This is a genomic window from Chitinophagaceae bacterium, from assembly GCA_030053935.1.
In the GTDB taxonomy this organism is placed as follows: Bacteria; Bacteroidota; Bacteroidia; order Cytophagales; family JASGCU01; genus JASGCU01.
This window is the reverse complement of the sequence record JASGCU010000052.1, coordinates 1-16,578: the sequence shown is the minus strand read 5'-3', so window position 1 is coordinate 16,578 and position 16,578 is coordinate 1. Positions and strand designations below refer to the sequence as shown.

Here is a 16,578-nt window from a genome sequence, read left to right as displayed (position 1 = left end):
TATTTCACAAAAATAAATTAAACATTGAATATAAAACATTTATTTTTTATTTTTCACAAATTATATTTTTTTTTGAATTTTATTTAAAAAAACAAAAAAAAGATGTTAATTTTTGTTAATGAGTGATTTTATAGCAAAAAACCTTCTAATTTTATGTAGGTGGTTTTACTATTGGTATGCTTGAGCGTTTTATTTTCAAAAATAAAAAAGTATTTTGTTACATGGTTACCAGTTCTTTTCCGAATGCTGTTATGTTTATTTCATGGAAATTTCCGGAGGTCATCATTAAAAAAACAGTGTTTGTGTTTGCTTGGGCGAAAGATTTTAAAAAATCTTGGCATTTGGATATTTGTGTATAAAAAATAAGGTTCGGTTCTTCAAAACATGTTCTTAAAAAGGGTTCATTAATATCGTTTGATGTTCTTTTTTTTAAAACATCGGGATTAATAAATATTATTTTTTCATCGGCTTTTGAGAGGGTTTTTTTATAATGGGGTATAAAATCGGTGTTCAAGCTGCTAAATGTATGGAGTTCTAAACAAGCGACTAATTTTCTGTTTGGGTAGAGTTTTTTTACGGCTTTTACGGTTGCTTCTACTTTTGATGGTGCATGAGCATAGTCCAAAAATACTATTTTTGTTTGAGATTCTGCTATAAGTTTTAATCTTTTATCCGCTCCTGTAAAGGTAGATACAGCATTATAAAAATCATCATCATTTATAAATAATTCTTTTGCTACAGAGTATGCTGCTTGGATATTACTCATATTATGTTCTCCAAAAATTTTGAGAGGGAATTCTTTTTCTTTATAGGATAGGTAGAATTTTTCATTTTTGATACCATATTTTGGAATGCTATAGGGTATTGTTTTTACATATTCTCTATGAGCAGAGCAAAGGGTGTGGAGTATATTGTCTTCTTTATTATAAATCAACGTTCCTGATTTAGGGGTCATTGTGTAAAACAATTCAAATTGTTTTTTATAGGATTGAAAAGTAGGAAATACATTTATGTGATCCCAAGCAATTCCTGTTATAACTCCTATATGGTGTTTATAATGGAGAAATTTAGGAGTGGTATCTATGGGGCTGGAAAGGTATTCATCACCTTCTATAATAATAATGGGAGCGTCTGTAAGGCAAGTGGTACTTGGGAAACCTGGAACCAGAGCCCCTACTACATAGTCAAATTTTCTTTTACTTTCTTTCAAAATATGCATTATGAGGGAGGTTACGGTGGTTTTTCCATGGCTTCCTGCAATCACGATTCTTTGTTTATTTTTACTTTGTTCCAGTATATATTCGGGATAAGAATATATTTTCAGATTCAGTTGTTGAGATTTGAGCAGTTCAGGGTTGTCTTTCTTTGCATGCATCCCTAAAACAACGGCTTCTATATCTTCTGTTATTTTTTCAGGAAACCATCCCATTTCTTTTGGTAAAAGTCCGTTTTCCTCTAAATGTGTTTTTGCAGGATCGTATATTTCATCGTCTGATCCTGTGACAATATACCCTTTTTTTTTTATCTCTATGGCTAAATAGTGCATTACAGATCCACCGATAGATATAAAATGTATTTTTTTTAAGTGATTATTCATATATTTTATTATTTTACACGTGTTATGTTTCTCAAGGATGGTCTTAAAAAGTACTTTTGAAACATGCTTTGAAGTAAGTACTTTTCACTCAGTTAAAAAATATTTTGTAACTACTCATTGTGTTGCTTTTTTTTAACAAAATAAAAAAAATTGTAACTATTTAGCAAGTATTATGAGATTCTGAAGTTCTTTGTAAAAGTTGAGTAATAAATGCTTTTATATTTATTATATTTTCAGGTAGTTCCATTTTTTGAATGTTTTATACAATATACTAAAATATACTCTATTATTTATTATTTTGTTTCTAATTATTTTTTCACAAGGTACTCAATAGTTACAATATCTCATTAATAAATCAATGCAATATATGAAAAGTTTTTTTGATTATAATTTTGTTGGGGTTTAGTAATTGCTTTATATGTGTGTTTGTCAAATATATTGTATCTATCCTACCATTCTTAATATAACCCCATCCCAGAGTATCTGTAAGAGATGGTTGTTTTTGAGAGTTTTTTGATTTATTGTGTATTTTATTGATAATTTTTCATTTATAATTCGAAATAAGAGTGTATAAGTACATTTTTTTTATACTTTCTTATTTTTTTATACTTTACTAAAATTCTTTTAGAAAATGCAATTATATAAAATATTTATTATTTACATACCCACAAATCCATATTTATGAATGACCGTCGTTCTTTTTTACGAAAACTTTTATTAGGGCTACCAATCGGATACACTTTACCGAGTATTTTATCTTCTTGTAATGAAACCATTTTTACTGATAAAAAAGGGTCAGTGATTATCGTAGGAGCAGGGGTAGCTGGCTTACACGCGGCTGTTATGTTAACCAAAGCAGGGCTTGATGTTACTATATTGGAAGCGAGCAATCTCATTGGCGGAAGAATAAGGTCTCTACCAGGATTCACAGGTTATCCATTAGAATTAGGGGCTGAGTATATTTATGGCTCAAATTCCGTTTTTTATGACACTATTAAGTTAGTCAATCATCAAATTGTGGAAGTAAGGGAGAAAAAAGCAATTTATATAAACAATAGAATGTATTACAAGGAGGCAGAAGCAGAATCAAATGAAAAGATATACGCCGATGCTATCCGTTATATCAATACTATACGCACTTTAAAGCCAAGTGCTGATACGGATATACAAAAGTTTTTAGAATCTATCAATGCAAATCCCACTGCAAACAGCATTATCAATGCTTTTATAGCCAATGAATACGGAACTAATTTAGACAGATTGGGTATTTATGAATATAATGAAAAGGAAAATAAAATAGGCGCAGCCAAAGATGTTACTTACAAGCTCAACAACTACTCTCTCAACAATTGGTTGGAAGATGTCTATGTACAAAAATTAGAATCCATTATAAAATTAAACTCTCCCGTCACATCTATTAATCATTCTTTTCCTACTACAATAGAAGTAACCGTGAAAAATAACCCTACCCCATATACTGCCGACAGAGTAATAGTAACGGTGCCACTTCCCATTTTGAAAAACAATAAAATACAATTTATACCGGAATTTCCTGCGGAGAAATCAACGGCATTAGATCTTTTAGGAATGGACGCATCTATAAAAGTATTTTTGAAATTCAATAAAAACTTTTGGGATCTTAATGAAGCCAATCCACAAATTACCTCTATTTATGGAGTTGGTGATGTTCCGAGATTTATAGTTCCAAATATAAACAGAACAAACTCTTTTGGGGTATCTTTTGAAAATAATGTTTTGGTAGGATATGTAAATGGAAGCACTGCAACCATTTATAGCGAATTAGAGCAAAATGATAGCGTGAGGCAAATCCTTTTAGACATAGACAATGTATATAATGTGAATGGAAAAGGGTTGGCTTCTTCATCTTATCAAAAAAGTGCTTTTATGGATTGGACAAAACAAGAATATATACAAGGGGGTATTTCTTACTCCAAACCGAATAGTGCAGGAGCAAGAGAAAAATTAGCATCTCCGATAAAGAACAAGATATTTTTTGCGGGTGAAGCAACGCATACATTAGGAAGATACGGAACGGTGCAGGGTGCAATGGAATCCGCATATAAGGCATCATACGACTTATTAAATACTCTATAATTACCAAATTACACACCAAATTTATGAAACCATATTATCTATTTTTCGTTTTATTACTCTTACAATTACAGCCCAATAGGGCATTTTCTCAAAGCGGTATTGGAATAGCAGTAGGATATAACTATATGAACGGACCTGGATGGAACCAACTCATAAGAAATTACAATTTATTACATTCACATTTTAAAAATAACCAACCACTTTTACAAAACGGATTTTTTTTGGGAATAGAATACAGTAAAGAAATCAAAGGACATATCTTTTTCTCTCCTGAACTGGTCTATAAAAGAGTAAGCTCTTCTGTCGAAAATAATATCTTTAATGTAACCATAGATGTTCACTTTTTAACCTTAGATCTTAACGGTGAAATATATGTTTTTGAATTTGGAAAAAGGATAAGCCGGGGTTTTGCACATGATTTTTATATATTAGTAGGACCTGGTGTTTCTTACATACTTCCCCAACTCTACAAAGATGGACAAAAAGAGCAATTAGCAGGGAAGGACTACACATATAATATTGTTCCTTTTATAGGCTTGGGTGTTGGCTACGATATATATTTCAATGATAAATACGGTGTATCTCCTTTTTTTAGAGTCAATGCCTATTATCCTTTCAAAATGGAGGGTTTAGACAATGCAATTCTTGGCTCTAATCCCGTTGGAATTGATAATACTACCTACCTTTTTAATTTTCAATTAGGAGTAAGTTGGAAATACCATAGAAGTGGATTCTCTCGCAAAGAATCTATCAAATTAAACTAAATATATTCTCCTAAATGAAGATTTATTTTCTGAAAGTTTTTGTAATTCTCATTACCTCTCCTTTTTTTTCTTGTAATAAATACGAAGTTTTGTATCAAGATCCATACATAAAGACCCAATTTTTAGACGTATCGGGCATCAATACAATAAACAAATCCCTTATTCAATTAGATACTCTCTTACAGAAATTAACAATAGGAAGTGAATCTACTATATCATTACAGATATACACAGATACTTTTTTTTATAAAGCACAGATGTTCTATCCCCTTGCATCTATCTCTTTAGAAACATTCCTCAAAGCACAAAATACCTTTTTTAACCAAAGTTCTCACAAAAAAATACTCTACACCTCATCCGAAAATATCTCTCTTCTTAAAAATATAAGAACCCGAATAACCACTTTTGTATCAAAGTTACAAAATTTTAATACTCCTATTTCAGAAATTGGCAATACTCTCAAGTCACTCCCCATATACACAGACACACTTACTGTTTATAATATCCCTCTCGATATGAATGATACAACCTCTTCTTTTTTTGTGAAGCAAAAAGCAAGAACATTCTATTTCTCTGTCACATATAGCAGAGAAGAACACATATCAGAAACCAATTTTATAGAAATACGTGCAGAAAATATCAAAATTAAAACTCATTCTTTTGATTCCGCAAAAATAATTTACAGTAATACTCAATCTTTGAGCAATGAAACAACTCTTTTTTTTTATTTTTAGTTTCCTTTTTATACAGAGCATATCTGCACAAAACTTTGAATATAAAGAAGATACTCTCTCACAAGGCACTCTTTATAATACTTTTATAGATGGGGACTCTCTCAAACAGATAATAAAAAAGGACTCTGTCTATAAAAAAAACTTTCCCTTGCTTACAGAGATTTCCCTTTCCATAGATTATGGCAAGCTGTTATTATTGCCAACAGATTTTGAAAAAAAAGTAGAACTATGGGGACAGATTGTTCTCAAAAATAAATTAGCAATTATTTTTGGAGGGGGATATGCAAAACTCACCCCCAAAGAAGTATATAAGAACGTTGCTTATTTCTCTGAGGGATGGTATTATAAAATAGGATTAGGGTATCATTTTACTGTCAATACCAAAACAGACCTTACCTTATTTATGAAGTATGCCACCACTTCTTTTCAAGATGGGGGTGATATTCTTATAATAAGCCCGAGCGGGTTGTATCAAAACTATAATAGATCTTTTAAGAGAAACAATCTCTCGGCTTCTTCTTTTGAAATAGGGTTCATTTCTGAAACGAAGCTTATCAAAAAACTTTATATGGGTTTCCAATGTATGTATAGACATAATCTACAGCACGATAGTGCGTTGTTCCCAGCGGTATATTCTATTCCAGGATACGGAAGATCTATAGATAAAGGCATCCCCGCTCTCAATCTCTTTCTGAAATATAAATTCATTTCTTTCTAATATTATACTGAGTGTGTTTTGGGTTCTTTGTATGCCTTTCCTTTATGGTTTTTGTGCAATAATAAAATAGTAGCGACAGACATGTATTTACCACAAATTCACAACTCCTTATTGAGAACTCCCCAACCATCTTCTCCTAATAAAGGTACGAATCGAAACGTATCCGTAAAATATTCTTGCATTATTTCTGTATCCGATTTTTTAATAAATCTATACATTTTTTGGGAATTCCTATCTCCAATGGGGATAATAAGTTTTCCACCCACAGAAAGCTGCTCTAAAAGAGAGTGAGGGATAGAAGGGGCACCCGCAGTTACTATTATCCCATTATAAGGTGCATGTTGCATCAATCCACGAGACCCGTCTTTCCAAAACAAAGAAGCTTTATAACCCATATCTGCAAGTATTTTCTTTGCTTTGGCATGTAATACTTCATTATATTCCACACTATACAGATCAGCCCCTAATTCCAAAAGAACAGCCGCCTGATAGCCCGAACCCGTTCCTATTTCCAATATCCTATCTCTTTTTTTTATATCTAATAAATGACTTTGAATAGCAACGGTATATGCCTGCGAGATGGTTTGCCCCTCTCCGATAGAAATAGGGTCTGCTTCGTCATAAACTCTGTAATGAAACACAGAGTTAACAAAATAATGTCTCGGAACTCTCAGCATAGCAGACAAAACATCCGTATTTTGTATTCCTTGTTTCTTCAGTTGTTCTATTAGATTCTTCCGCATCCCCTTGTGCCTGTAAGTATCCTCAAAGAAAGTATTTGTTTCCATTGTATGTGTTCGTTTTTTTATAAGTATATTGACAATCTACAATAAAAAAAATATTTTTGTATTCTAAAAGATCTTCTTACTCAAGAAGCCCACATTTTTAATTGCGGGCTTCTTTTTTAGATTGTCAGGTTGGAATGGGCAAAAAAATTGCCAAAGTTTTAGAACTTTGGCAAAGTTAATGGATTGCTGTTTATTTCTTTACTTCTTCGTAAGGGACATCGGTAGCGGTATCTTGGTTTGGATTTTCGTTGGAATTGTTATCGGGAGGAGAGGTTGTATCTTTTGTATTGTAGATTTCTTGTGAGGCGGAGTTCCATGCGTTATTGAGTTCTTGCGTGGCGGTATCTATATTTCCAATATCTCCATTTTTATGTGCTTCTTTGAGCTTGTCGAGCGCTGATTGTATAGAGGTTTTATTCTGTGGGGATAGTTTTCCTTCGTATTCTTTGAGTTGTTTTTCGGTTTGAAAAATCATACTATCGGCAGCATTTATTTTTTCTATCCTTTCTTTCTCTCGTTTATCGCTTTCTTCATTTGCTTTTGCCTCGTTTTTCATTCTTTCTATTTCTTTATCTGTGAGTCCTGAGGATGCTTCTATTCTAATTTTCTGTTCTTTTCCCGTGCCTTTATCTTTGGCAGAGACGTGCAGGATTCCGTTTGCATCTATGTCGAAAGTCACTTCTATTTGGGGGGTTCCTCTCGGGGAAGGGGGGATTCCATCAAGATGAAATTTACCAATAGTTCGGTTGTCTTTTGCCATTGTTCGTTCTCCTTGTAAAACGTGAATTTCTACAGATGGTTGATTGTCGGCAGCGGTAGAGAATACTTGAGATTTTTTGGTAGGGATGGTGGTGTTAGATTCTATGAGTTTGGTAAATACGTTGCCGTATGTTTCTATTCCCAAAGAGAGAGGGGTTACGTCTAAAAGAAGTACGTCTTTTACCTCGCCTGTTAATACTCCCCCTTGAATTGCCGCTCCTATGGCTACTACTTCATCGGGGTTTACACCTTTTGATGGTTTTTTTCCAAAGAATTTCTCTACTACTTCTTGAATTTTTGGTATTCGGGTAGAACCGCCTACCAGTATGACTTCGTCTATTTGATCGATAGAGAATCCTGAGTCGGCTAATGCTTTTTTGCATGGTTCAATGGTTCTTTGTATGAGGGTGTCGGTTATTTTTTCAAAAGTAGCTCGGGAGAGAGTTCGGACTAAGTGCTTAGGGATACCTTGCACGGGCATTATATAAGGGAGATTTATTTCTGTGCTGGTGGAACTAGAGAGTTCTATTTTGGCTTTTTCCGCTGCTTCTTTGAGACGTTGCAATGCCATGTGGTCTTTTCGGAGGTCTATGCCTTCGTCTTTCAAAAACTCTTCGGCTAACCAATTAATGATGCATGCATCAAAGTCATCTCCTCCTAAATGGACATCTCCGTTAGTGGACTTTACCTCAAAGACACCATCTCCCAGCTCTAATATAGAGATATCAAATGTTCCGCCACCGAGGTCATAGACGGCTATTTTGATTTCTTTATTTTTTTTATCAAGTCCGTAGGCAAGGGCGGCGGCGGTTGGTTCGTTGATGATTCTTTTTACATCTAACCCTGCTATTGTTCCTGCTTCTTTTGTGGCTTGGCGTTCCGCATCATTAAAATAAGCGGGCACAGTTATGACGGCTTCTTTTATTCCTTGCCCTAAATAATCTTCGGCAGTGGTTTTCATTTTTTGGAGAATGATAGCAGATATTTCTTGGGGAGTATAGTTTTTATCTCCTATGCGAACCCGCACAGTTTCATTATTTCCCTTCTCTACTTGATAGGATATATGTTCTCTTTCTTTGGTAATGTTCGTGTATTTTTTGCCCATAAATCGTTTGATAGAGCTAATGGTATTTCGTGGGTTGGTGATTGCTTGGCGTTTTGCGGGGTCGCCAACTTTTCTTTCTCCTTTTCCGTCATCTAAAAAAGCAACTATCGAAGGAGTCGTTCTCCTTCCCTCGCTATTGGGGATTACTACGGGTTCGTTCCCCTCCATTACTGCTACACATGAGTTTGTGGTTCCTAAATCTATTCCTATTATTTTTCCCATAAAGGTATGTTTATTTTAATTTTAATGTTTTTTATTTTTTGTGAAATGAATTCTATTTACATTCAAAAATACAATACTAATGCCAATGGTTTTTTGGTAAAAAGAGCGACATTTTGTCAGTAAGCAACACGAAAAGCAATTTTTTACATCCGTTCGGTAAACCACATCACTATAAAAAATAAAGTATTATTCAAACTATGTAATAAAAAACCCATAATAAGACCATACCTCACCCTTATATACCCTATGAAAAGCCCACCGATAAATTGAGGAAGAACTATAAATGGGAAGAGGAAAAGTATTGCATCTGTTAATTCGTAATTGGAAACATGAACAAAAGCAAATACGAAAGTGGATAAATAAAATATAATGGGATATTGACTTATATAGAAAGAGTGGAAGAAATTGCGAACCTGTTCTCCCCTGCCTACCAAAGAGGATAAAAAAATAAGAAACCGCAAAAGGTAATTTCTATGAAACTTTAAGTGCAAGCGAAATATAAGTTCTTCTATAAAAGGGATAATAAAACATACCAAAGGGAAGAGCGTCCAAAAGGGTAATGTTTTCATCATCTCTTTTCCCTTGTAATTGTCATCTAAATGGAGGTCAAAAACTGTGTCTAATAGTTCTAAAAAAACTACAAGAACTACCATTATAACTACATCAAAAAAAAAGATACAAAGGAATATTTTCCATTTATTTTGTATACTTTTTTCTGTTTTGGATAATTCTGATGGGTGTTTTAAGAAACGAATTATGTCTGTGCATATTTCTATAATAAATGTTGTGTTCATTCAGATAGGTGTTATAAATATGTAATATTTGTAATAATAAGGTATATAAAAAAGCAAAATAGTTTTTTTGATTCTGATTGTTCATTTATATTGAATTTTTGTTTAGAAAAATGAAAAAGGAATACAAGAAATGAAAAAAAACATCCTTTCATTGTAAAATTTTAAAGATATGCTATACATTCTATATTTTATGAAAATCAAAAGTAAAAATGACTTAGAACCGTCCTTCCTGCCATTGTGAAATACAATAAAATATGATTACGTTTTCCATAATTACCGTTTGCTTTAACAGTGAAAAAACTATTGAACGAACTTTTAAAAGTGTTCTCTGTCAGACCTATCCTCATATTGAGTATATTGTGGTAGATGGTGCATCTACAGATGGGACTATTGGAATAATAAAAAAATACGCTCCTTTATTCAAAGAGAAAAAAATTGATTATAAGTGGGTTTCTGAAAAAGATAGAGGTATATATGATGCGATGAATAAAGGAATTGATATTGCCACTGGGGATTATCTTAATTTCATGAATAGTGATGATGAGTTTGTAGGAGAAAGTGTTCTCGAGCAAGTCCAAAATCTATTCATGAGTAAGTATCGGGATGTGGATGTTTTTTGTGGTGCAGTGAATTATATAATTGAAAAATATCATAAAAAGAATACTTTGTACTCTACATTAGATATAAGAAGTATTTATGGGAAAGATACCCTAAGGCATCAGGGAACCTTTTACCAAAAAAAAATATTTGACACAGTAGGAAAGTATGATATATCTTATAAAATTGCCGGAGACTATGAACATTTTTTAAGAATTCTGCATTCAAAAGCGGATATGATAATGGATGCGATAATAATCGCAAATATGTTTTCAGAAGGTGTTTCTAGCAACTCCTTAATGCCATTCCGATTATTAGAACTCAAAGAAAAAAGAAAAATTTTAAAAAATTATTATTTACCCCAACATGGTGTCATAAAAACAATTGCTTATCACTTACGTTATGATGGTTTAAACTATTTATATGCAATAGGAATAAGAAATCCTGTGAAGCAATTGTATTGGTATTTTAAAAGGAGAAAAAGATGAAATGGTACTTTATAATTGGAGGATTAGCTGGCGGTGGTGCTGAAAAGGCAATATTAAATATGTGTCATTATTTAAATAAGATACAGTTTCCATACCAGGTCGTGGTGTTAGATGATTCCATTACTTCAGCATATGATTTAAGTGGTATTCAAGTTGTCTCACTTCGTATCCCTACTTTTTTTAAAAAACATTTTCTACTAAAAACGATATATTGTTCTTTTAAGGTGCGAAAAATTATTTCAGGAGATACTCATATTGAAAAAAAAATATTTTCCCATCTTATTTTTGCAAATACTGTATGCAAACTCGCTCGCATAAAAAATTATTTTGTTATTCATAGCAATACATCTACAGAATTCTTTGTGGATAAAAATATTTTCCTGAGATACTTTTTAAAATGGTTATTCAGAAATCAAGACATTATTACAGTGTCAAAGGGGGTTGAGGAAGATATAAAAAATAATATTACAAAAGAATATAATTCGATCCAAAAAATATTTAACCCACTTGATATCGCTGAAATCAGATTAAAAGGAAAAGAACCGAACAAGATTATACTTTCCAGAAAATATATAGTTGGAGTAGGGAGTCTCGCTGTAGTAAAAAGGTTTGATATACTTATAAAAGCCTTCAAATTATCAGAATTGTATAAGGAATATGATCTATATATAGTAGGACAAGGTGCTCTTAAAGAGTCTCTTGAATCATATATAGAATCCTTAGAACTTACTAATTCAGTAAAATTAATTGGTTTTTCTTCAAACCCATACTCAATTATTAAAAACTCAGAAATGCTTGTAGTATCCTCTGAAAGGGAGGGTATGGGAATGGTGTTAGTGGAAACGTTGATATTGGGAAAAAAAGTGGTGTCAACAGATTGTTTTTCTGGTCCGAGAGAGATATTAAGAGAAAAATTTAAAGATTATCTTGCAGAAGTAAACAACCCCAATGACCTCGCTGAGAAGATGAAAAAAGCAGTAACATCTTACCCACCCATTGAAGAAAGCGATATAGAAGATTTTAAGGTTGAAACTATTTTTAAACAGTATATGAAATTATGAAATAATTTAGGTGTATAAAACATGAGTGTTTTTTTAGTTCTTTCGATTCTTTTTTTTGTTCTTTTTTTTTCTTCTGCTCATTTTCAATTAGAGAAAAATAAGATATTTTTTAGAAAAGTGAATATTATCTTATGTTTTATCTTTGTGATTCCTGTTTTAATCATCTTAGCTACTTTTAAAAATGATAATTACCCGGATTACTTAGAATATGTGAAAATATTTAATGAAGTAAGACCGACCTTTGTGGATTTTTTTAAAGAAAATAGAGAAATACATGGAGAATATGGATACTTAGCTCTGAATGCTTTGGTCAAATACATAGGAGGAGATTATACAGTGGTATCGTTCTTGATGGCATTTTTTTCAATCTCATTGACAATTGTTTTTTTTTATAAAAAGAGTGACGATTATATGTTTCCATGCTTAATATATATTTCTCATACCTTTATTCTTAGAGAAATGATTCAAATAAGAGCTGGACTTGCATGTGCAATCCTACTATATTCTATAAAGTATGTTTATAAAAGAAATTTTTTTTCTTTTTCTTTTATATGCCTATTAGCATCCTCATTTCATTTAGCGGCAATTTCTTTTTTTTTAGTGTACTTTGCCTATAATTGGTATCTAAAAACGAAGCATAAAGTCCATATAATTATTGTTTCTATTATTTTAGGGATTATAATAGATATAGAATTTATTTCATATATCGTAAATGCATTTTTTCCTATTCCAGGATTAGTGGAATATTTAAATTATGGAGAATATAGTTCAAGGCGTGGCTTATTGAATGTTGTCTTGATTAAAAATATACTCCTCTATTTAGTTTTGTTAAAATATAAACCGTTTTATAAAGATAATACCCAAAAGCTAAAAGAAGAAGAATACCAAACCTGGATGCTTTGTTTGTTTATCGGAATAATTATCTCATATGTGTTTAATGCATTCCAAATAGTAGCTGGCAGAGCTGCCAGTTATTTCAGCATATTTGAGCCCTTATTAGTAGTTATCCTTTTCAGAACATCTGTTGGAAAAATTAATTTCTTAAGGTGGGGTGTTTTATTGATATATCCAATTATATTATTTTTCTCTAAATATGAAATGATTAAAGATTACATAACTCAAATATTTTAAGTCAATGAAAATTGCTATCATAATACCATCCCTTCTTCCCAAGGGACCTATTCGAATCGCTAGAGATGTAGCTCATTATCTATTATTACATAAACATGATGTGGTTGTTTATTATATGGATACCAAAGAAGATCTTCTTGATGTGCGATTAAAATTCGACTGCCCATGCAAAAAATTGAGCATAAAAACATTCTGGGAACTAAGAGATTATGATGTTTTGCATTCTCATATGTTACGCCCCGATATATTTTTATTTCTTTTCGGATTTTTTTTAAAAGGGGAAAAAATTACTACCATACATAATTTTGATGAAATGGATCTGAAGAATACACATGGGCAATTAATGGCATCTATTTTTTCTCCTCTCTGGCGATTTGTGAATGCGACGAAAGACGTTATGATCGTTTTAAATCACGAAATGAAAAAATACTACTCATCATCGTTCTTTCTTAAAAAAACGAAAATAGAAATAGTATTTAATGGGGTATCCCAGTCTAAACCCGAACATTTTTTTAATCCTCATGACACATATCAAAAAATAATATCGCTAAAAAACAACAACAAAACTATAAAAATTATCGGGTCTTGTGGAATAGTAACAGATAGAAAAGGGTTTCATCAGATTATTTACGCTCTTAAAAAACTACAAAACTTTTATTTTATTCTCATAGGTGATGGAGAAAAGCTTACATCCTTAAAAAACATGGCAGAACATGAAGGAGTGAGTGAGAGATGTTTTTTTTTAGGTTATGTTGATGAAAGGGATAAGATGAGTTATTTTGAATTATTTGATCTCTATGTTCTATCGAGTTATTCTGAAGGCATGCCTTCTGTATTACTGGAAGCTGTCTCTTGGAAAGTTCCAGTTGTGGCATCTGATATAAATGTTCATAAAGAATTGTTCGCTCCGGAGGAAATATCATTTTTTAAACTGGATGATATTGATGATTTGATTGAACAAATAAAAAAAACTATTGAAAATGGAAAAAACAAAACGGATAAAGCATTTAAAAAATACATAGAAAATTACACCGTTGAAAAAATGGGAGAAAACTATCTCAAACTCTATAAAAAAATATTAGAATGTCCCAAAAAAAATACTCTATAACATGTTCTATAGTATTGTATAAATCAGAAAAAGAAGAGGTACAAAGAGCTATAAAGAGTTTCCTGAATACTGTATTACCAATAAAACTGTATTTGGTAGATAACTCTCCAACCGATGAACTTAAAATCTTAGCCGATAGTGAAAAAATAGAATATATTTTTAATAACAAAAATATAGGATATGGAGCAGCTCATAATAAAGCTATTATCAAAAGCGTAGAAGAAAGTAAATATCATATAGTGTTAAATCCAGATGTGTATTTTGAATCTGGCGTATTAGAAAAATTACACGATTTTATGGAAAAAAATCAAGAAATTGGACACATTATGCCCCAGGTATTGTATCCAAACGGAGAAATTCAATATCTCTGTAAACTACTTCCCACACCTATAGATCTGATTTTGAGAATGTTTGTTCCAAAACGCTTTTTTAAAGAACACCGCAAAAGATTTGATCTTCAGGATTTTGGCTACAATACCATTATGGAAGTACCTTTTCTTTCAGGCTGTTTTATATTTATGCGAACAAAAGCGTTTCAAGATGTGGGGATGTTTGATGAACGTTTTTTTATGTATGCAGAAGATATTGATTTAACAAGGCGTATTCATGCACATTATAAGACCATTTTTTATCCACACACTTCTATTTTTCATAGACATGAAAAAGCCTCTAAAAAAAGCATGAAAATGTTTTGGATTCATACTTTGAATATCATTAAATATTTCAATAAATGGGGATGGTTCTTTGATAAAGAAAGAAGACAAATAAACAAAAGAATCCTATCACAATTTGAAAAAGACTATACAAATTTGAAATCTCCGCAAAAGAATATTTAAATATTTACCCATCAAAAAATGCACATAACCATCATCGGAGGTTCGGGGTTTGTAGGAACTCGACTCATAGAAGAATTGCAGAAGCAACATACTATCATCAATATTGATAAACAACAGAGTCCGTTTTTTCCTCAGATTACTTGTTATCGGAATATGAGTTTTTACATTCCACAAAAGATGATATTGTTTTTAAAACTGAATAATTACAAGAGTATATTTTTATAACGTAGTCCTTATCTATTTATTTTTACAATGATACAAATTCACCACCCAAAACCACAAAACCTACCAGAACTCGCTCTTCTTTTTGATACATATAGAATATTCTATGGGCAGAAATCGGATGTAGATTCTGCATATCTTTTTTTGAAAGAAAGAATGAAAAAAAAAGAAAGCGAGATCTTTATAGCCTCCATAGAAAAAAAAATAGCAGGGTTTGTGCAATTATACCCCATTTTTACATCTGTAGGAATGAAACGTCTCTGGTTATTAAACGATTTGTATGTAGATGAAACCATGAGAGGCAAAGGTATAGCCAAAAAATTAATAGAAAGATGCAAAGTATTGGCACACAAAACAAATGCAAAAGGATTATTTCTACAAACACAGAATACGAACCAAAAAGCACAAGAACTCTACACAAAAATGGGATTCAGCAAAGATACAGATTTCTCGGATTATTACTGGAACCGAGAAGACGATGCCATTACAAAAGCCACAGAATCATAACATTTTTCCCGTTTATTGCATACCTTCTCACACAATAATTATATCAGTAAAAAATTTTATTCACATTAAAAAATAAAAAACATTGACACTCACCTTTCTTGGAACGGGAACATCCCAGGGGGTTCCTGTTATATGCTGTAAATGCGAAGTGTGTCTATCAAAAGACCCACACGATACACGCCTCCGAACCTCCGTTTGTATAGAAGACAACCAAACGAATGTGGTCATAGATACAGGTCCCGACTTCCGACAACAAATACTCAGAGAAAACATTACAACCTTAGATGCCGTAATCTTTACCCACGAGCATAAAGACCATACCGCAGGATTAGATGATATCAGAAGTTTTAACCACATCACCCACAAAAAAATGCCCGTCTTTTTGCGAAAAAACGTTCTCAAACAAATAAAACGCGAGTTCGCTTATATATTTCAAAAAAAAAAATACCCTGGAATCCCAAGCATAGAAACCCATATCATAGATTCCGAACCCTTTTACGTTCACAATATCTTATTTTCACCCATACAGGTGAAGCACCACAAATTAGACGTATTAGGATTTAGAATCAAAGACCTCACGTATATAACCGATGTCAATTTTATTGCAGACGCCGAAAAAGAAAAAATAAAAGGCACAAAAACTCTGATACTCAGCGCTCTCCAAAAAGAACCACACATATCCCATTTTACATTAGACGAGGCAATAGCACTATCTCAAGAAATAAATCCCGAGAAAACCTATCTCACCCATATAAGTCATAAATTAGGAACAGATAAAGAAATATCCACACAACTCCCTCCCAATGTTCATCTCGCTTATGACGGGTTAAAAATTACTTTTTGAAAAAACCATTTGAATAATAGAATAAAAAGGTTCCACGTTTTATAACAAAAAACTTCTTTTTTTATACTCCGATGAGTAGAAATGAGGCATTATTTGGTAAATCCAAGCCAATCTATCAGAGCGAAAGTATATTGAGACCGTTGCGAAACTAAATTAAAAAAAATTGATACATTTTCATCAAAATGAAT

At 32.1% G+C, this 16,578-nt stretch carries 16 protein-coding genes; 12 read left to right on the top strand and 4 right to left on the bottom strand.

The genetic code is table 11. The features are described 5' to 3' along the window. Positions 1-217: 217 nt before the first annotated feature. The gene (locus tag QM536_06490) at positions 218-1,597 is read right to left on the bottom strand and encodes a Mur ligase family protein (GenBank protein ID MDI9356652.1); all 1,380 of its coding nucleotides are present in this window, start codon (positions 1,595-1,597) and stop codon (positions 218-220) included. Between the two features lie 681 nt (positions 1,598-2,278). Between QM536_06490 and QM536_06485 the strand changes: the two genes are divergently transcribed. From QM536_06485 to QM536_06470, 4 genes are read left to right on the top strand one after another with little or no spacing between them, the layout of a single operon-like run. Continuing rightward, positions 2,279-3,712, top strand: a complete 1,434-nt coding sequence (locus QM536_06485) for an FAD-dependent oxidoreductase (protein ID MDI9356651.1) — start codon at positions 2,279-2,281, stop codon at positions 3,710-3,712. Between the two features lie 23 nt (positions 3,713-3,735). Next, positions 3,736-4,476, top strand: coding sequence for a hypothetical protein (locus QM536_06480; GenBank protein MDI9356650.1), 741 nt, complete (start codon positions 3,736-3,738; stop codon positions 4,474-4,476). A gap of 14 nt (positions 4,477-4,490) precedes the next feature. Next, complete coding sequence (locus QM536_06475; GenBank protein MDI9356649.1) at positions 4,491-5,210, top strand: hypothetical protein; 720 nt, start codon at positions 4,491-4,493, stop codon at positions 5,208-5,210. Further along, the gene (locus tag QM536_06470) at positions 5,182-5,928 is read left to right on the top strand and encodes a DUF6048 family protein (protein ID MDI9356648.1); all 747 of its coding nucleotides are present in this window, start codon (positions 5,182-5,184) and stop codon (positions 5,926-5,928) included. The genes QM536_06475 and QM536_06470 overlap by 29 nt, the downstream gene beginning before the upstream one ends. A gap of 98 nt (positions 5,929-6,026) precedes the next feature. Here the strand turns inward: QM536_06470 and QM536_06465 are convergent, their stop codons facing one another. The 3 genes from QM536_06465 to QM536_06455 form a co-directional block, all read right to left on the bottom strand. Beyond that, positions 6,027-6,716 carry a protein-L-isoaspartate(D-aspartate) O-methyltransferase gene (locus QM536_06465; protein ID MDI9356647.1) on the bottom strand — a complete coding sequence of 230 codons (690 nt, stop codon included), beginning with the start codon at positions 6,714-6,716 and terminating at the stop codon, positions 6,027-6,029. A 190-nt stretch (positions 6,717-6,906) separates the two neighbouring features. Beyond that, positions 6,907-8,802: a molecular chaperone DnaK gene (dnaK, locus tag QM536_06460; protein MDI9356646.1), complete on the bottom strand. Its 1,896-nt coding sequence runs from the start codon at positions 8,800-8,802 to the stop codon at positions 6,907-6,909. Between the two features lie 143 nt (positions 8,803-8,945). After that, positions 8,946-9,596 (bottom strand): CPBP family intramembrane metalloprotease, encoded by a 651-nt coding sequence (locus tag QM536_06455; protein MDI9356645.1) that lies wholly within the window; start codon positions 9,594-9,596, stop codon positions 8,946-8,948. Between the two features lie 254 nt (positions 9,597-9,850). Here QM536_06455 and QM536_06450 point away from each other — a divergent pair, with 254 nt between their 5' ends. The 8 genes from QM536_06450 to QM536_06415 all read left to right on the top strand — a co-directional run bounded on the left by QM536_06450 (position 9,851) and on the right by QM536_06415 (position 16,390). Then, positions 9,851-10,681, top strand: a complete 831-nt coding sequence (locus tag QM536_06450) for a glycosyltransferase family 2 protein (GenBank protein MDI9356644.1) — start codon at positions 9,851-9,853, stop codon at positions 10,679-10,681. After that, positions 10,678-11,742, top strand: a complete 1,065-nt coding sequence (locus tag QM536_06445) for a glycosyltransferase (protein MDI9356643.1) — start codon at positions 10,678-10,680, stop codon at positions 11,740-11,742. Before QM536_06450 ends, QM536_06445 begins: the two co-directional genes overlap by 4 nt. Before the next feature lie 117 nt (positions 11,743-11,859). Then, on the top strand, positions 11,860-12,873 hold the full coding sequence (locus tag QM536_06440; protein MDI9356642.1) for an EpsG family protein: 1,014 nt from the start codon (positions 11,860-11,862) through the stop codon (positions 12,871-12,873). A gap of 4 nt (positions 12,874-12,877) precedes the next feature. Next, the gene (locus tag QM536_06435) at positions 12,878-13,981 is read left to right on the top strand and encodes a glycosyltransferase family 4 protein (protein ID MDI9356641.1); all 1,104 of its coding nucleotides are present in this window, start codon (positions 12,878-12,880) and stop codon (positions 13,979-13,981) included. Positions 13,982-13,995: 14 nt separating this feature from the next. Beyond that, entirely contained in the window at positions 13,996-14,817 is an 822-nt protein-coding gene (locus tag QM536_06430; protein ID MDI9356640.1) for a glycosyltransferase family 2 protein, read from the top strand. An 18-nt stretch (positions 14,818-14,835) separates the two neighbouring features. Further along, positions 14,836-15,042, top strand: a complete 207-nt coding sequence (locus QM536_06425) for an NAD-dependent epimerase/dehydratase family protein (GenBank protein ID MDI9356639.1) — start codon at positions 14,836-14,838, stop codon at positions 15,040-15,042. Between the two features lie 27 nt (positions 15,043-15,069). Further along, the gene (locus QM536_06420) at positions 15,070-15,546 is read left to right on the top strand and encodes a GNAT family N-acetyltransferase (protein ID MDI9356638.1); all 477 of its coding nucleotides are present in this window, start codon (positions 15,070-15,072) and stop codon (positions 15,544-15,546) included. An 82-nt stretch (positions 15,547-15,628) separates the two neighbouring features. Next, on the top strand, positions 15,629-16,390 hold the full coding sequence (locus QM536_06415) for an MBL fold metallo-hydrolase (GenBank protein ID MDI9356637.1): 762 nt from the start codon (positions 15,629-15,631) through the stop codon (positions 16,388-16,390). Positions 16,391-16,578 lie beyond the last annotated feature (188 nt).

Bases quoted from the DNA above. Each gene is read 5' to 3' on its own strand.
- QM536_06490 (MDI9356652.1), bottom strand. From the start codon at position 1,597: ATGAATAATCACTTAAAAAAAATACATTTTATATCTATCGGTGGATCT.
- QM536_06485 (MDI9356651.1), top strand. From the start codon at position 2,279: ATGAATGACCGTCGTTCTTTTTTACGAAAACTTTTATTAGGGCTACCA.
- QM536_06480 (MDI9356650.1), top strand. From the start codon at position 3,736: ATGAAACCATATTATCTATTTTTCGTTTTATTACTCTTACAATTACAG.
- QM536_06475 (MDI9356649.1), top strand. From the start codon at position 4,491: ATGAAGATTTATTTTCTGAAAGTTTTTGTAATTCTCATTACCTCTCCT.
- QM536_06470 (MDI9356648.1), top strand. From the start codon at position 5,182: ATGAAACAACTCTTTTTTTTTATTTTTAGTTTCCTTTTTATACAGAGC.
- QM536_06465 (MDI9356647.1), bottom strand. From the start codon at position 6,716: ATGGAAACAAATACTTTCTTTGAGGATACTTACAGGCACAAGGGGATG.
- dnaK (MDI9356646.1), bottom strand. From the start codon at position 8,802: ATGGGAAAAATAATAGGAATAGATTTAGGAACCACAAACTCATGTGTA.
- QM536_06455 (MDI9356645.1), bottom strand. From the start codon at position 9,596: ATGAACACAACATTTATTATAGAAATATGCACAGACATAATTCGTTTC.
- QM536_06450 (MDI9356644.1), top strand. From the start codon at position 9,851: ATGATTACGTTTTCCATAATTACCGTTTGCTTTAACAGTGAAAAAACT.
- QM536_06445 (MDI9356643.1), top strand. From the start codon at position 10,678: ATGAAATGGTACTTTATAATTGGAGGATTAGCTGGCGGTGGTGCTGAA.
- QM536_06435 (MDI9356641.1), top strand. From the start codon at position 12,878: ATGAAAATTGCTATCATAATACCATCCCTTCTTCCCAAGGGACCTATT.
- QM536_06425 (MDI9356639.1), top strand. From the start codon at position 14,836: ATGCACATAACCATCATCGGAGGTTCGGGGTTTGTAGGAACTCGACTC.
- QM536_06420 (MDI9356638.1), top strand. From the start codon at position 15,070: ATGATACAAATTCACCACCCAAAACCACAAAACCTACCAGAACTCGCT.